Source organism: Pedobacter sp., from assembly GCF_965279535.1.
Lineage (GTDB): Bacteria > Bacteroidota > Bacteroidia > Sphingobacteriales > Sphingobacteriaceae > Pedobacter.
This window is the reverse complement of sequence record NZ_OZ257244.1, coordinates 3,711,567-3,728,320: the sequence shown is the minus strand read 5'-3', so window position 1 is coordinate 3,728,320 and position 16,754 is coordinate 3,711,567. Positions and strand designations below refer to the sequence as shown.

Annotated in this window: 12 protein-coding genes; 4 read left to right on the top strand and 8 right to left on the bottom strand. The window is 40.6% G+C overall.

Annotated features, from left to right (window positions below; genetic code table 11):
* Window positions 1-296 precede the first annotated feature (296 nt).
* Both ACQY77_RS15220 and ACQY77_RS15215 read left to right on the top strand, forming a co-directional pair.
* Complete coding sequence (locus tag ACQY77_RS15220; protein WP_421941307.1) at window positions 297-2,570, top strand: GH92 family glycosyl hydrolase; 2,274 nt, start codon at window positions 297-299, stop codon at window positions 2,568-2,570.
* Window positions 2,571-2,655: 85 nt separating this feature from the next.
* Window positions 2,656-3,177, top strand: coding sequence for a DinB family protein (locus tag ACQY77_RS15215; RefSeq protein ID WP_421941308.1), 522 nt, complete (start codon window positions 2,656-2,658; stop codon window positions 3,175-3,177).
* A gap of 321 nt (window positions 3,178-3,498) precedes the next feature.
* On the opposite strand, the gene ACQY77_RS15210 is transcribed toward ACQY77_RS15215, so the two are convergent.
* A complete protein-coding gene (locus ACQY77_RS15210; RefSeq protein WP_421941309.1) occupies window positions 3,499-4,146 on the bottom strand; it encodes a DUF1349 domain-containing protein in 648 nt (215 codons plus the stop codon).
* Between the two features lie 184 nt (window positions 4,147-4,330).
* Between ACQY77_RS15210 and ACQY77_RS15205 the strand changes: the two genes are divergently transcribed.
* Entirely contained in the window at window positions 4,331-5,083 is a 753-nt protein-coding gene (locus tag ACQY77_RS15205; protein ID WP_421941310.1) for a response regulator transcription factor, read from the top strand.
* 153 nt (window positions 5,084-5,236) lie between these two features.
* Here ACQY77_RS15205 and ACQY77_RS15200 read toward each other — a convergent pair whose 3' ends face one another.
* From ACQY77_RS15200 to ACQY77_RS15190, 3 genes are read right to left on the bottom strand one after another with little or no spacing between them, the layout of a single operon-like run.
* Window positions 5,237-6,622, bottom strand: coding sequence for an arylsulfatase (locus ACQY77_RS15200; RefSeq protein WP_421941311.1), 1,386 nt, complete (start codon window positions 6,620-6,622; stop codon window positions 5,237-5,239).
* 37 nt (window positions 6,623-6,659) lie between these two features.
* Window positions 6,660-8,150 carry a RagB/SusD family nutrient uptake outer membrane protein gene (locus tag ACQY77_RS15195; protein WP_421941312.1) on the bottom strand — a complete coding sequence of 497 codons (1,491 nt, stop codon included), beginning with the start codon at window positions 8,148-8,150 and terminating at the stop codon, window positions 6,660-6,662.
* Between the two features lie 8 nt (window positions 8,151-8,158).
* Entirely contained in the window at window positions 8,159-11,491 is a 3,333-nt protein-coding gene (locus tag ACQY77_RS15190; protein WP_421941313.1) for a SusC/RagA family TonB-linked outer membrane protein, read from the bottom strand.
* Between the two features lie 962 nt (window positions 11,492-12,453).
* Here ACQY77_RS15190 and ACQY77_RS15185 point away from each other — a divergent pair.
* Complete coding sequence (locus ACQY77_RS15185; protein WP_421941314.1) at window positions 12,454-12,867, top strand: VOC family protein; 414 nt, start codon at window positions 12,454-12,456, stop codon at window positions 12,865-12,867.
* Window positions 12,868-13,028: 161 nt separating this feature from the next.
* Here the strand turns inward: ACQY77_RS15185 and ACQY77_RS15180 are convergent, their stop codons facing one another.
* From ACQY77_RS15180 to ACQY77_RS15165, 4 genes are all read right to left on the bottom strand, one after another.
* Window positions 13,029-13,439: a hypothetical protein gene (locus ACQY77_RS15180; RefSeq protein WP_421941315.1), complete on the bottom strand. Its 411-nt coding sequence runs from the start codon at window positions 13,437-13,439 to the stop codon at window positions 13,029-13,031.
* A 417-nt stretch (window positions 13,440-13,856) separates the two neighbouring features.
* Window positions 13,857-14,678: a phosphatase PAP2 family protein gene (locus tag ACQY77_RS15175; protein WP_421941316.1), complete on the bottom strand. Its 822-nt coding sequence runs from the start codon at window positions 14,676-14,678 to the stop codon at window positions 13,857-13,859.
* Window positions 14,679-14,728: 50 nt separating this feature from the next.
* Window positions 14,729-15,991, bottom strand: coding sequence for a sensor histidine kinase (locus ACQY77_RS15170; RefSeq protein ID WP_421941317.1), 1,263 nt, complete (start codon window positions 15,989-15,991; stop codon window positions 14,729-14,731).
* A complete protein-coding gene (locus tag ACQY77_RS15165; protein ID WP_421941318.1) occupies window positions 15,988-16,665 on the bottom strand; it encodes a response regulator transcription factor in 678 nt (225 codons plus the stop codon). The genes ACQY77_RS15170 and ACQY77_RS15165 overlap by 4 nt, the downstream gene beginning before the upstream one ends.
* Window positions 16,666-16,754: the final 89 nt, after the last annotated feature.

The following is a 16,754-nucleotide window of genomic DNA, read 5'->3' as shown; positions in this document are numbered from 1 at the left end:
TAGCATTTTTTAACATGGATTTAGGTTTCATGCAGATACTTCTTGCTAATGGTTAATATTTAGTCGTTAGTACATAAAGCAGATGCCTTTCCCTGCCATCCCCTTCTCAACATACGCTAAGCTGAAAGCAGGCGCAGTTAAACAATTCACCAATTAAACATTCATGGCGCAACCACTAGTCAACGCTATTAAATCGTTTTACTATCCATCACAATTGATACAATTGCGGGGTAAGGGAGGTTCATAATCTTTTTCGAAAAACAGTAGATTTGCATTAACCTACGGAAATTCTAATCATGAAAAAGTTTTTTTACGCCTTATTCTCTCCCCTGTTTTTCTTTCTTCTTACCATCAATGCTACGCAGGCACAGCCGATCAAACAACCGGTAGATTATGTTAATCCATATATTGGGAACACCAGTCATTTACTTGTTCCAACCTATCCTACGGTACACTTACCCAACAGCATGCTTCGTGTATATCCCGAGCGGGAAAGTTTCACCAGCAATACCATTAATGGCTTACCGCTTATAATTACCAGCCATAGGGGAAGTTCCGCCTTTAACCTTAGCCCCTTTCAGGGCGAACAAAAAGACATTAAAAACACGATACGCTATGGCTATGATAACGAAGTAATAAAACCTTATTACTATGAAGTAGATTTGGATGATTTCGGTATTAACGTAAAATTTGCACCTTCACATCAATCCGGACTTTATGAACTTAACTTCAGTCGAAATCACCTTCCACCGTATTTAATTTTTAATACCAGAGATGGTGAACTTTCGGTTAATCAAAATCAGGTAAGTGGTTTTCAAAAATTAAATAACAATACCAAAGTATACATTTACCTCGAAACAGATTTGCAGCCCGTTGAATCCGGAACGCAGTCAAATGAGTCGATTGATTCAAAAAACAAATCTGCAGTTGGGCGTAATGCTTATCTGGTGCTTAAATATCCTGTTAGCACTAAACAGGTAAAGGCACGCTATGGAATCTCTTTCATCAGTGTAGAACAGGCCAAAAACAATCTCCGCAGGGAAATAAAGGACTATAATCTAACAGTCCTTTCACAAAAAGGCAAAGCAATCTGGAATGCCACCCTTGGAAAAATTAAAGTAGAAGGGACAGATGAAACGGCTAAAACCATCTTCTATACTTCACTCTATCGCACATACGAGAGGATGATCAATTTATCTGAGGATGGAAAATATTTTAGTGCTTTTGATGGAAAAATTCACCATGACAATGGCACTCCTTTTTTTACCGACGATTGGATTTGGGATACTTATCGGGCTACTCATCCGCTTCGCGTGATAATAGAACCTCAAATGGAGGGCCATATGATTAATTCTTATCTGCGTATGGCCCAGCAAATGGACGATCATTGGATGCCAACTTTCCCCGAAGTGACGGGAGATAGCCGACGGATGAATAGCAACCATGGTGTCGCAACAATTATTGATGCTTACAATAAAGGCTTAAGATCGTTTAATTTAGCGGATGCATATCAGTATTGCAAAGCTGGTATAACCGAAAAAACGTTGGCGCCCTGGTCAGGTAAAAAGGCCGGAGTTTTAGATCAGTTTTTTAAAGACAATGGGTATTTCCCGGCATTAGCTCCCGGCGATAAAGAAACGGCGCCAGAGGTTCATGACTTTGAGAAACGCCAGCCAATTGCTGTAACCTTAGGTACTGTTTATGATGAATGGTGTTTAGGCAACATCGCTTTACAATTGGGCAAAACCGATGAGGCCAAACATTTTCTGGATAAAAGTTTAAGCTATCATACGGTATTTAATCCCAATACGAAATTCTTTCATCCGAAGGATGCCAGTGGAAAATTTATAGAGCCCCTTGATTATCGCTTTTCTGGTGGATTGGGCGCCAGAGAAACGTATGATGAAAATAATGGTTGGCTATATCGCTGGGATGTATTGCATAATGTTGGCGATTTAGTAGAAATGATTGGTGGCAAACAAGCTTTTGTTGATGAACTGGAAAAAATGTATAATACGCCACTGGGCAAAAGTAGGTTTGATTTCTATTCGCAGTTACCGGATCACACGGGCAATGTTGGACAGTTTTCGATGGGGAACGAACCCGCCATGCATATCCCCTATTTATATAATTATGCTGGTCAGCCCTGGCGCACCCAAAAAAGGGTTCGCAGCTTACTGGCACAATGGTTCCGTAACGATGTAATGGGAATACCAGGCGATGAAGATGGCGGTGGTTTAACTTCTTTCGTTGTATTCTCACAAATGGGTTTCTACCCGATGACACCCGGTTTACCCATGTACGTTATTGGCAGTCCGGCTTTTGAAAATGTTAAACTGGATATTGGAAATGGTAAAAAATTCGAGCTCTCTTGCTTAAACTATTCTCCAGATAATAAATATATCCAGTCGGCAAAATTAAATGGGCAGGTGTGGAATAAATCATGGTTCGCTCACGAGGATTTAATGAAGGGCGGAAAACTCGAGTTAGTAATGGGAAAAAGGCCAAACAAACAATGGGCCGCAGACGCAAAGGCTGTTCCCCCATCATTTAAAATGCCTGTTAAATAAGCTCAAAAATGATCATTTTTTGTTCATGAAATCTGTGGTACTTCTGTGTATCTTTGATTAACTAACAAAACAAACAATGAAAAAAATGAAATTATTTTTAATCCTATTTTGCCTGATCGGCTTGGTAGGTATTGCAAATGCACAAGGACAGGCGGCTACTACTGTTGCTGAATGGGAAAGAGCGAAAGCCTATACTAAAGAGTATTTAGACGCTATGCCCGATTCTGGTTATTCGCTAAAGCCTACGCCAGAAATGCGCTCTTTTGCAGAACAGATGCTTCATTTAACAGATGCCAACTATGGTTTTACCGCAGTTGCCACCGGAGAGAAAAGCCCATTTGCTTTAGGTCAGGTAGAAAAAATTGCTGATAAGTCTAAAGCAAATGTAATAAAAGAGGTAATGGCCGGATACGATTACGTGATTGCAGGGCTAAAAAAAGTCACAGCCGCACAGATGAATGAAAAAGTAAAGTTCATGGGGCGTTTTGAAATGACAAAGGAAATGGTATTTGTAAAAGATTTTGAACATCAAACCCATCACCGAGGTCAGGCTACAGTATACCTTCGCCTGGCAGGTGTAAAACCACCGCAAGAAAAACTCTTTTAATTGGGGGATGGGTTGCTGGTTATGTGTTATGAGCCTGGTCGGTTAAACCAATGCAGCATCACACGCAACTTGCAACCCGTTTTTACCATGCAGCCCTAATTTTTATACAGAGAACTTAAAGGTTATTAGTTGTAAAGGATTCATGCCCTGTCCAAGAGACACAGCTAATAAAAATTTAACCACCTAAGACATCTAAGGCCAGCTAAGTTTGCAACCCAGGCTATTCCTATTCCCAATTCCCTTTTTCTTGTGTTTTGAGCGGATAGCGTTTAGAAGTTAGGCTAATAGTCCCGTAACTCATAACACGTAACCACAACTCATTTACTGGTGGTTCTTGAGCCATTCCAGCCTACGCTGATCAGCCAGGTGCTTCACTTTAAAGTTTTCAAATTTAGCTTCAAAACCATTACCATCCGGACTTGCGGCCATTAAACCAACCATCACTGGTGCATTGTCTTGGAGCGGAGCATTTCGGGTCATGATGTAATTTTTATCATCCAAAGAATAAAAAATTTCTACCGCATCGAGTCTGCGTACTACTTTAATCCAGATAAAGGGTGGTACTTTTTCTAAAGTTAAAACGCTCCAATCACTTTTTTCGTGGGTAACTACTGTGCTTACATTGAACTTTCCATCTACAAACTCGACACCGGTTTTGATATAATTTTTGTGGTCGGTGCGTATCATCAATCCCATTTGGTCGAAACGCGCCTTGTAAGCTCCTGTTAGTTTTACCTTCGCCTCAAACTCACCGCCATAAGTAGTGTAGTAAAAGGGAGCATCATCTACCGTAAAGCCATAGTGCGAAATACGCCAATAATCACTGTTAGGCGTGACCTGCATAATGAGGCTGTTATTTTTAATTTGCCACTGCTCCGGTTCATTAAACCATTGCATTTTCTCTAAACTTTGTGCTTTTATTACATTAAAACTGAACAATAAGCCCAGTGCAAAAAAGAGTTTCTTCATTTTAGTAAATTTAATTGTTGAATGCTGACCTGGCCCAATCACAGGTAAACATAGGGGCAAAAGGAATTTATTTTCACCGAACATTATTTTAGCAAATCACCATTCAACTTTTGTAAGTTCGCAAAGTTATTTACTGATTAAACTAAATTCAATGGTGATAAATAACCATAAACCATATAGATAAATGAGAGATTTGCTCGATATTAAACTCTTGTCTCAATCTTTTGAAGCAAGTTCCAATCCGGAGCAAAAACTGGAAAACTGCAAACGCATTGCCCAGATGTATACCCGGCTGGAAAATTGCCTGAGTGTACTCAGCGATATGAAAGCCAGAAAAAGTTTTATTTACTATGGCCCTATTGCTACCGAAATTGGCCTGAATCCTCAGGAAACTGAGATTAAATCCATTTGGGAAGACGAGTTACTGAACAGGGTACATCCTGATGATTTACAAAAGAAATACAGGCTGGAGTTTCAGTTTTTCCGATTGATAAACGCTGTTCCGCCTTCGGAGCGAACAGATTACCAAGTAATTACCAAGCTTAGAATCCGCAATAAAGAAGGAAAATACATCGTTATTAAACACCGTTTGCTCTACATCGATAGCTCCGAAGATGGAAGTATTTGGTTAGCGCTTTGTCTGTACAATGTGATTTATGATCACCCGGACTTTAATATCCCTCAAGGTGTAATTGTGAATATCAAAACCGGAAAAATAATTGACAACAATCAGCAACGTTTTAACGACATCTTATCTGATCGGGAGAAGGAAATTTTACAGCTGATTAAACATGGCCGCAGAAGTAAAGAAATAGCCGATAAACTGAAATTGAGTATCAATACCGTAAATCGCCACAGGCAAAATATTTTCCAAAAGCTGAATGTTACGAATGCCTTAGAGGCTTGCAGGATTGCAGAAACAACGGGTTTGCTGTAATGGAGTAACTTTAACAGGAAGATTCTGATATTAAAATTAGCACCATCAGTTTATTTACAAAACCGAATATAACCCGGCAAAATATGGGGGTCATATTCGGTCATTGTGCTAACCAGTTTCCCTCAGGAAAAGCGCCAGCTAAATTCACTATGTTTATTTTACTGTCCAATAAGGAGAGTCTACCCTCGCAGTTAAGAGGTAATCCTCAATCGTCTTCACAATATCAGGATGAGCAGCGGCCACATCTTGAGTTTCGCCGATATCGTTTTTAAGGTCGTAGAGTTCTAGTTTGTGATGCCTCTTTACCCCTTTCCATCTCCCGTAGCGTACGCCTTGTTCAAACCCTAATTCAAAAAATTCCCAGTATAAAAAACGGTCTTTTTTAACCTTTTCGCCTTTTATGGCCGGATAGATACTTGCACCATCAGTTTTAAATCCGTTTGTTTTACCTGCCAGTTCGGCAAAGGTTGGCATGATATCAGGGAAATATCCTGGAACATCGCTTACTTTTGGGGCATTTTTCACAAACGGAGCCCATGCAATAAAGGGAATTCTAATTCCTCCATCATACATATCTCTTTTATATCCCTTGAGCTTCCCGTTCGAATCAAAGAATTCAGATACTGCTTTCAACTGGCTGGTGGGTTCTGATCTGGGGCCGTTATCCGAGGCAAAAAAGACAATCGTATTCTCTGAAAGGCCGCTTTTAATCAGATAATCTTTTACTCTTCCTACGGCCTGATCCAGGTAGTAAACCATGGCTGCATAAGTCTTCATATCTTCAGGCCAGTCTTTATTTTTATAAATGGCCTGATCCGGTACATCCAATGGTGAATGTGGATTATTATAATTCAGCATTAAGAAAAAAGGCTTTTCGCTGTTTTTCTGCGTTTCCAGGTAGGCAAGCGCTTCATCTGTACAAATGTTGGTTTCATAATAGCCCTTTCTGGCATTCGTATTGGGTTCTACCGGCAAAAGCTTTCCGTTCACGTAACGGTGGTCCGGCCAGTAGGTACTGGCATAAGTTTCGGGGATGTTAATCAGCCACCCTGAAAACTTGTCGAAGCCTCTTTGCAATGGCGTAGCTAAAGAATCGTAGCCATCAACATGCCATTTCCCCACAAGTGAGGTATTGTACCCGGCATCTTGAAGCAGGTTTCCAATTGTATAGTCTTCCCTGGTGAGGTTAGCCCTGTACACTACATTTTTCCCTTTCCTGCCTGCAATTCCACCTTGCTGGGTTGCATTGCCCCTAATGGTAGCATGACCGGTATTCAATCCTGTAAGGATAGAACCCCTTGATGGTGAGCAAACCGGAGCACCCGCATAAAAATCGGTAAACCTTGTTCCTTCGTTGGCCAGCTTATCAATATTGGGTGTAAGGATTTGCTTTTGCCCATAAACACCCACATCACCATAGCCCAGGTCATCTGCCAGAATAAAAACAATGTTGGGCTTTTGCCCTGGCTTACGCTGAGCAAATGTTGCTTCCTTACAGAGCAAAAGTAAGGCAATCATGATTAAACTTCTTCTCATCATTTTTTCAATCGAGATCAATTCTCTTTATAAATGTAAATTAATTGTAGCCCGGGTTCTGAATATACAGACCTGGCACCGTCTGAATTTCTGATGCAGGTACAGGATAAATCACATAATTAGGCACCACCTCGTTAATCTTCGTAATAGCATCTGCAATCCTCCAGGCATTCATCTGCGAAACCGCCAGTCCTTCACGTACCAGGTCGTTCCATCTTAACCCTTCCCCTAAAAATTCTCTTTGCCTTTCCTGCATCAAAACAGGGATCGTTACATTTGATAAAGCGCCAACTCCTGCCCTCGCTCTTACTCTGTTTACACTGGCATCAACATCTGATTGGGTGCCCGCGGCGCCATGCAGGATACATTCTGCCTTCATCAGCAACACATCTGTATAACGTAAAACTATAAAATTAATCGGCCAATCTCTTCCTGAAAGACCTTTTTTGGCTACATCGATATATTTCTTAATAAAAGGCCCTGCCGCGTAGGTTGTTGCCACATTGAAAGGATATCTAAGATCAGTTCCGCTTACCGTATTGGTTGTATAGGAGCTCACCAAGCTCTTCGAAACAGGAAAGGTACTTGCCCCATAACCATTTCCATAGCTGTTAGAGATTCCATTACTGGTCCAATAAGCTACAGGTACCAGATGAGAAGGGAAACCTGCACCGTTTAAACTCGAAGCAAATTGTATATCGAAAACAACCTCACTATTATTTTCATTGGTGTAAGAAAAGATTGAGGTATAACTTGTGGCAAAACTATACGGGCTCCCCGTAAGTACGGCATCAAACAAAGTGGCCGCCTTATCGTATTCATTACTATTTAGCCCAGGGCCATTTATGCCGTAGGTAGGTCCCGACTTAGTTAAATAAACCAATCCCAATAATCCTTTTGCGGCATAAGAAGTTGGTCTTCCCAAATCAGTTCCGGTAAAGGTGGGTGGCAAATTGGCTGCGGCATATTGCAAATCAGATTCTATAAGCGCATACACATCCGCAACCGGGCTTCGGGGGATAGTAGCCACTTCTGCAGCGCTCTTCACGGTCGAAATTAATGGAACCGATCCGAAAGTCCTCACCAAAGAAAAGTAATAAAATGCCCTCAAGAAGCGTACCTCAGCAGCATAACGCGTGGCATTTGCAGCGGTTAGCACACTCCCTTTGGTTTCTAATGCAGCCAAAACCGTATTTGCATTGTAGATTCCATTGAAATTGGCTTTCCATGCTGTTGCAATAAACCCTGTAGTGGTAATACTGGGTGTAAAATTATTTATGCCATCCCAGTCCCGGTTTCCATCGGAGGTTGCGTTGAGGTTATCGCTCCGCATTTCGCTGAGCCACAGCGCCTGACTGGGGTAGTTGCTCAGTTGCGAATAAACGCCGTTTACTGCCTGGAGAAAATCGTTGTTATTGGTAAAGAAATTATCCGTAGCTAAACTCGATTCAGGGGTTTGATTTAATTGTTTTTCGCAACTGCTTAAAATCAGCAATATGGAAAACAGGGTTAAGTATATTTTCGTTTTCATCTTATTTACTAAAAGCCAATGTTTATACCAATAGAGGCTGTTTTACTTAATGGTGCAGAACCGTAATCACCAGATATCGCGTAGCTTGCATCGCCGCTTACATTGGTATTCTGCGCTTCGGGATTCGCCCCACCTTTATATTCATCATGCGAGAAATAGTTTTCCAATGCCACAAATATCCGTGCAGAAGAAATACCACGGTTTCTGATTAATCCCTTCAGGTTGTACCCAAGCGTGATGTTTTGTACCCTGAAGAAATCACTGGAATAAACCCAATCGGAGGTTACATGAGGATAAGTATAGGTGGCTCCCAGCTTGCCTCTGGGTGCTTCCGGATCGGGGTTTGCAGCCGTCCAGCGGTCTCTCCAAATACCGAGAACATTGGCTGTAGTACTACCTGAAAAGTCGATTGCACGCCCCAGATAGGATAATATTGAACCTCCATGCTGACCATACAATTGTATACTCAGGTCAAAATTTCCATACTTAAAGTTGTTGGTCCAACCCCAGGTATATTTGGGAGAAGGTTGCCCGCCTACAACCCGGTCTGCCGAACTGATTTTTCCATCACCATTGGTATCAGCATATTTCGCATCTCCAGCTTTTTGTCCGGATACCTTTGCTACAGCTGGATTGGCTATATCAGCAGCGGTTAAAATCCCATCTGTTTTGGTGATGTAATAGCTGAATGCCGGGAGACCCTCTCTCAACAAGTATGGCGCATTACTGCCACTATAAGCCGAAGCAATTTCAATATCGGCATGTGTAGGACCAAGATCGGTTACGGTATTCTTGTTAAAGGCAATATTTGCATTCATTGACCAACTAAATCTGGCCGTTTTTACGTTTACAGTATTCAGTCCGAACTCCAGGCCTTTGTTTACCACCGCACCGATATTTTGCAAACTGGTACTGAAACCACTGGCAGATAGCACTGGCAAGTTGAGCAGGAGATCGGTATTCTTTTTATGATAGGCATCAAAAGTAAAATTGATCCGGTTGGCCAAAAGGCTTAAATCAATACCCAGATCGTAAGTATTGGATGTTTCCCATTTCAAGGCCTTGTTTGCCAGACCTGATACTACTTGCCCTGTTGCTGTTGTTGGTGTGTTTCCACCAAAAACATAATTCGAATTGACCAGGGTACTGATGGCATTGTAGTCGCCAATATTGTTATTCCCAGATTTACCCCAGCTCAACCTCAGTTTTAACTCACTGATGGCCTTAACATCTTTGAGAAAAGATTCTTCTGAAATTTTCCAACCCGCAGATACCGAAGGAAAAGTTCCCCAACGATTTTCGGAACCAAATTTAGAAGATGCATCCCTTCTAATGGTTCCCGATAAGAGATATTTATCTTTATAAGCATACTGTAACCTGCTATAATAAGAAAATAAGGTGTTATTGGCCGCAGTTGAAGTTCCGGTTGTTGTTACACCTGCTGAGTTGGCAATGGCATTACTTAATGTCTTGATGATATCGTTAGCAAAACCTCCTGCTGTGGCAAGACTTACACCTTCTGTATGTACAATATTATAAGATACTCCGGCAATAGCAGAAATTTTGTGAACTCCAGCAATTGTTGTACTGTAATTGAGGGTGTTCTCATTTAAAAAGTTTTGTTTCTTATTTACGAGGTAAGCACCGGTAGAATAAAGGCCAGGGTTTGTTAACAAGGCCGATGCCGCACCAACAGTAACCTGATCGGATGTATATCTTGATGTATTTCTATCTACATTATCATAGTTTACACTTGACCTAAGTGACAGGCCTTTAACAATTTGATAATCGGCATAAATTGAAGCCAGTAACCTGGATGTTTTAACCTTATTGATAGCCGTTTCTAAATAGGCATAAGGGCTGATCAGCCTTGGACTTGCCCAGGTATAAACGCTGTTTCCATAAGCTCCTGAATTGAGTCCGGCCGAGCTTTCAACAATTGGAACCATTTGCAGCGCATTCATCAGCTGATTATCCTTCCCTTCTCCTGGAGGTGCGTTGTTGATGGAATAGGATGGTGCAAGGTTGATCCCAAACTTAAGTTTTTTACTGGCATTGGCTTCTACATTGGCCCTTAAACCATAGTTTTTAAAGTTAGAGTTAATCAGGGTGCCGTTTTGGTTAAGTACATTGCCAGAAATAAAATAGTTCACATTTTCAGAACCCCCACTTGCCGAAACCTCATAGTTTTGATAGAGTGCCTGTGTGTAAATGGCATCTTGCCAGTCTACATAATCCAATCCCGGATGACCGGGCTGTGCCCACCGGGGGTCGGTCATGTAAGTGGTATTAATGGTACCGGCAGTCAGACCTAAAATTGCCGCTCTTTCGGCATTGGTTTGGCTAGCGGTTCTACCCGTACCGGAAGCTACCCATGCAGCATTAGCCAGCTCTGTAGCCTGTGCAACCCACTCATCAGCACTTAACATATCAATTTTCCGGGCTACCGAACTGATACCTGCATTGGCATTCACGCTAATTCTGGGCTTCCCGGCCACACCTTTTTTGGTGGTAATAATTACTACTCCATTGGCTGCACGAGAGCCGTAAATTGCTCCCGCAGCAGCATCTTTTAACACCTGAACACTTTCAATATCGTTGGGATTTAGGTTATCCAACGGACTATTCGAAATCCCGCCGGCACCATTTTGACTGGCTACATCTAAGGGGAAACCATCAAGCACATAAAGTGGTTCGTTACCCGCTGTGATGGAACCCGCGCCACGCACCTGAATACTTAAGCCTGCCCCCGGCGTACTGCTTTGCTGCCGAACCTGAACACCGGCCATCTGTCCGATAAGTGCCTGCTCAACCCTTGCAATTGGCTTTTCTTCAACAGCTTTTGCATTAAAAGAAGCCACCGAACCCAAAACCTCACTCTTTCTCTGGGTTCCGTATCCTACAACTAGGACTTCCTCCAGACTACTTTGATCAGGGTCTAGCTTTACGGTTAGTATCTCGCCTTTATAAACCAGCGCTTTTGTTTTATAGCCTACATAGCTAAAAATCAGGGTAGGCTCCGTCAAGTCTGTAGTCAATTGAAATTCGCCATTGGTGTTGGTTGATACAACCAGCGCTGTTCCTTTAACCCTGATACTTACACCAGGTAAAGGGAGGTTTTTTTCGTCAGTAACCTTCCCTTTTATTGAAGTTGCTAAAGTTGCGCTTTTTATTACTTCAGTATGAGATGGGAAATAACTATTTTCTACTTTGTTATTTTCCTTTACCAAAGCCTGTGAGGTTGCAGGAATGAATAAGATACCCGATAATCCAGTCAGTAAAAAAATATTAAACAAAGGTATGTTTTGCGAGCCCTTCCAGGACTTTCCGCTTATTTTCATAATTTGTATGGTTTTATGCCAATCATGAAATTGCAACAAGGTTCAGTTGTCTGAAGAATTCCCCCGTAAAATTCATAATTTTAGCATGATCATTGAATAAATTGACCGGAAGCAACGCCAATTGATCTCCGGTTAATGGTCAAAATGGGGAGAGTGCAGCAATGCATTTTCCCTATTGTATTTTAAGTAAATTGTCCGCTTTGTACGCTCCTTTCTATAACTCAGTATCTTGTTATCTTAATTGATATCTTCATAAAACGTTTAAACATTTATTTCTTTAAGCTGATTATTGCCAGACAACCGGATTACTCCGTGAAAAGATCATACAAAAAACGATCCCATCTCCGGGTATACAGCATGAATCAACAACAACAACCAGAAATATTAGAGCGAATGTCTTGGAGCGAAATAAAGGGAGAGACAAATGTTTCGGCAGTCATAATATATAAAGTCTATCGTATTAGTAGACAAAACTATATTATCTTACCATGCCAGACAAACATTTAACAAAAATTACGACTTTGATAATTTTTAAAGCTCCGGTAACGATGGCGTAAAAAAATATGCGTATAAAAATTATGCTATTTATAAATTGATCAGCACGCTATCTTGTCGCCTTAATTTCGTATTTTAGTAAAAGTAAGTCGCAATGAAATTTTTGATGATCAATATTGAGCTGATTTGATCTTCGAAAAGCCCTCCAACTTAAGAAAATACAGCACTCAAGTCAAGGTCAAGTCAAAGCCAGGTCAAAGCTAAGTCAAGGTCAGGTCAAGGTTACAACCATTGCTCATTAAGGGTTAATTCATAGTAATCACTTACCTGTTCCAGCAAGCTAACAGTTCCCATTAATATATTCATAAACTCAAAAGTCGCATTTAACCCCTTAACTTGTCGTTTTTACAGGCTTTTAGATAGCTGCCATCCCCTTACCTTTGAGTATACTAAATCAGAAAAACAATATGTCAACTCAAATCTTTGTAAACCTATCGGTTAAAGACCTCAATAAATCTGTGGAGTTCTTTACCAAACTGGGATATACTTTTAACCCACAATTTACCGATGAAAAAGCAACCTGCATGATCATCAGTGATACGATCTACGTGATGCTACTAACCCGATCCTATTTTCAAACCTTTACAAAAAAAGAAATTACAGATGCCCACAAAGCGGTTGAATGCTCCATCGCCTTATCTGCCGACAGTAAAGAAGCTGTTGATGAAATGGTAGCTAAAGCAGTTGCTGCTGGTGCCAATATTCCTAATCCGGCTACCGATTATGGCTTTATGTACCAACACAGCTTCGATGATCTGGATGGCCACCACTGGGAATATGTATGGATGGATCCTAATGGTATGCCTGAACAACAGGGATAACAAATTTGTACTAACTGCTACCCCTTAGGTTAAAAACAAAGGGATTATTACCACGCGGCAATAAATGAAAGGTGCTGTCTGACTAAGTTGGGCGGCATTTTTTACACGTGCATCGTTTATAAGAAACCACTTAACTTAAACCCCTGGAACGCTTATTATTGTTAATGAATATCTGCAATAAGCCGCTCATGTTTTCTGATAAGTAGAACACTAAAAAATACCGATAGTAACATTAGCACGGGTGTATGGTCATCTATCGGACAATTAACCAAAGCGGTAATGGTTACCATTGTCCCCGTTGTTGCTCCATCTACCGTACAGCCGCTACCCAATGGAGAGCCGTAGGTAATTGTTGCTTCACAGGTTCCAGTTCCTTGTTTATAGCTTGTGTTGAGCGAATAGTGCCGTGATGATGTCGCATCAATAAACTGAAAATCGGTAAAAACTCTTTCTGCACCGTTATAGTAAATGATACAACCATAGGGAAAATCATCTGCAGCTTTGAGCTTTTGAATACTTAAAATAAAAATTGCAGTGATAGCAAATGCTTTTAGGATGAATTTGAGCGTCATAATAAAATGATAGTAACGGCATATATTTTTAAATAAAAGCGCTAATCATCATAATTCTCAAATAAAAAAACTGGAGATAGGCTTTTACACAAAGGAAACAATCATTTCAAATCAAATGTTTTGTAAAAAACACAAAAAAATAAAGAAATAATCCAATTTAACTCACAAAAAACAACCAACACAAACGAGTTAACTAAGATTAACAGAATCTAAATATAAAATTAACAACACATTAAGGCTTTTAACAAAAAAGGTAAGCATCAAAACAAAAATCAGGATATTTTTTTTCATCGGTATTTAAAAAAGACAAAAATATTGCAACCATAACTATCAGTTTTGCTGGTTTATGTCAATAAGTACATTTTGATGAGCCAAATAATGTCCGATATTATATGCAGTGTGTTTGATATACTGAATCTATAATCTTCCTGCCAGCATTAGCCCGGTAGTACCTGATTGATAGAATGGCATCAGGCTAAAGCCGCTCCTTTTCTTTACATTAAAAACTCCTTTCATATAGGGATATATCAGGCAGGCAATTTTTGTAGAGGCAATACCGAAGCCCGCTCCTGCTACTACATCGCTGAACCAGTGCTTATTGTTGTACATCCTAAGTGCTCCTGTAGTTGTTGCTACAAAATAACCGGCATAACTAATCCAGGGGTTAACGCCTTTATACTCCTGGTGGAGAAATTCTGCTGCCATGAATGCAGAGGCCGTATGACCCGAAGGAAAGGAGTTTATTCCAGAAAAATCTGGCCTCATTCTCCCTACTCCCTGTTTAACGAGATGGGTTGATAATCCCATTATAGCAGAAGATGTTAAATACAACATGGAAGCATCGAATAAATTATGCTTACCCTTTAGACCCGATAAGTTAAGTGCATACACCGCTGCTGCTGGTGCGAGCTGCAAATAATCATCAACATGGGCAGCAAACCGGGGATGATCTTCCTGAAGTTCATCTTTGGTACTTAAATCAAGCTGCTTAAGGGCTCCATGGTCATAAACTGCAGCAAATCCATAACCGATAAATACGGCAGGGATGATAAAAGCCCTGGTATTGAATTTCCTTTTGGGTATATCATCGCCGGCGTACCAGCGACCGGTTGAATCGCCATTTACGCTACTTAACGAATCTTTTTGATTGTTTAACGAAGATATTACAGAGACCTGTTGAGCATGCACTGATATAATCATTGCACCCATCAACAATACCATTCCAAAAATCCTTTTCATAGTTTTAATTTCCATCAAAACTATGGCTGAATTTTGTAGCAATCCTGAAGTTAATCTACTGGTTTAAAATAAACTATAAAAAAATGTTTCCCTTCTTTAAACTCGTAAACAATATCAAAACTGTAAAGATTACATATTTGCTTAGTGATGGCCAGGCCAAGCCCCATTCCTTCCGATTCGGCTGATTTTGAAAAACGATCAAAATAGCCCGACTGCAATGCTCCATTTTTCCCGGTATTGGAAATGCTAAGTTTATCTCTGTTTAACCGGATAGAAATATCGCCGCCAGGCAGGTTATGTCTGATAGCATTGCCAACAAGGTTATTCAGCATAATATCGGCCAGATACCTGCTCATCTCTACCTGCTGATCTTCGAGTTTTGACTCCAAATGGAGGTTATTACGTTCAACAAGCTCCTGGAACTGGCTGATTTTGTTTACTATCAGTTCTTTCAGATCAAAGCGTTGAACATCTGCTATCAAATGATTTTCGATCTTAGCCAGTAACAGGAGCGATTGGTGAAGCCTGGAAAGTCGGCCTGTTGCCTGGTAAATATCTTCTAACAGTTCGCCCTGACGTTGAGTAAAAGATTCGGTTTGAAGCAGTGAATCCAATTTTGAATTGATCACAGCAAGGGGCGTCATCATTTCATGAGAGGCATTATCGGTAAAGCTTTTTAGCTCTTTGTAGTCTTGCTTCACCTTTGCGGCCATTTCATTTACCGATCGGTTAAGTTCATTGAACTCATCAATGGACGTTGGTTCTTCCTGAATATTCTCCATTTTGGCTACCTCAAAGCCTTTCATCCGCTTAAGTATGGTAAAGAAAGGTTTCCAGAGCCTGTTGAGGAGGAACCTGTTAACGAACAGGAGCGCAATTAACAATACCATGGTTACGCCGAGGGTAATCAGCAAAATAATTCTCACCAGATCTTCAGACTCAACTCTGGATTTGGTAATGGTAACCTGATACACCTGGTTATTAAGCACTACTGTAGTGATCAGCATCCTTCCCGGCTCTGCCTCTTTGCCTTTTGGATTGATATAAGTGGTATCGCTGAACACCCGGATATCGGTAGTGTCGCCATGAAAGGGTTTATAGGAAATTTGTTGATCAATGAAACTGGCCGGAAGCGGAAGCTTTTTATAAATAGCAGTGTACTGCCTGATTTCGTTCTCTTCTACCGCAAGATCGCGATCAAGCCTTTCGGTGAGGATAAAATGGATAAAAATATAATAAATAATCCCGGTGATGATTAATACAACCAGTGAGGTAACCAGGTTTACCCTATTGTATTTTACCGAAAGCCTCATAGATCACCAAATTTATAACCTATACCATAAACTGAACGCAAATAATCTGCTGCGCCTGCCTCTGTAAGTTTTTTCTTGAGGTTCTTTACGTGTGTGTAGATAAAATCAAAATCATCAGAAAGATCCATTTCATCTCCCCAAAGATGCTCGGCCATTGCATTTTTGGTTACCACTTTGTTTTTGTTAGAAAGGAAATAAACCAGCAAATCAAATTCTTTCTTCGTTAATGTCACCTGTTTATCACCAACGTAAATATTCATTGCAAATGCATCAACTTTGATTTCATTAAAAATGATAACATTATTTCCATCAAAATTCTTACGCCTGACAATGGCACTTACCCTTGCTTTTAACTCAGAAAGATGAAAGGGTTTCACCAAATAATCATCGGCTCCGAGGTCCAGTCCGGCAAGCCTGTCATCGAGTGAATGCCTGGCAGAAATAATCATTACTCCATCTCTTTTTTTCATCGCTTTGAGTTTGGCCAACAGCTCCAATCCTTCTCCTCCGGGCAGGCCAAGATCAAGCAAGATACAGTCGTAGTTATAAAGTGCTATCTTTTCAGCAGCCTGTACAAAATCACTAGCCCACTCACAAATATTGCCCTCACCTGTAAAGTAGGCCAATATACTTTCTAACAATCCCTGTTCATCTTCGATGATCAAAATTTTCATGATGTAAATTATTGAAATAAAGCGAAATGCAAAAGTCTATCCATTTAAAAGTACTATGCACAAGAATAACCCATAATTCTGAAGCAAAG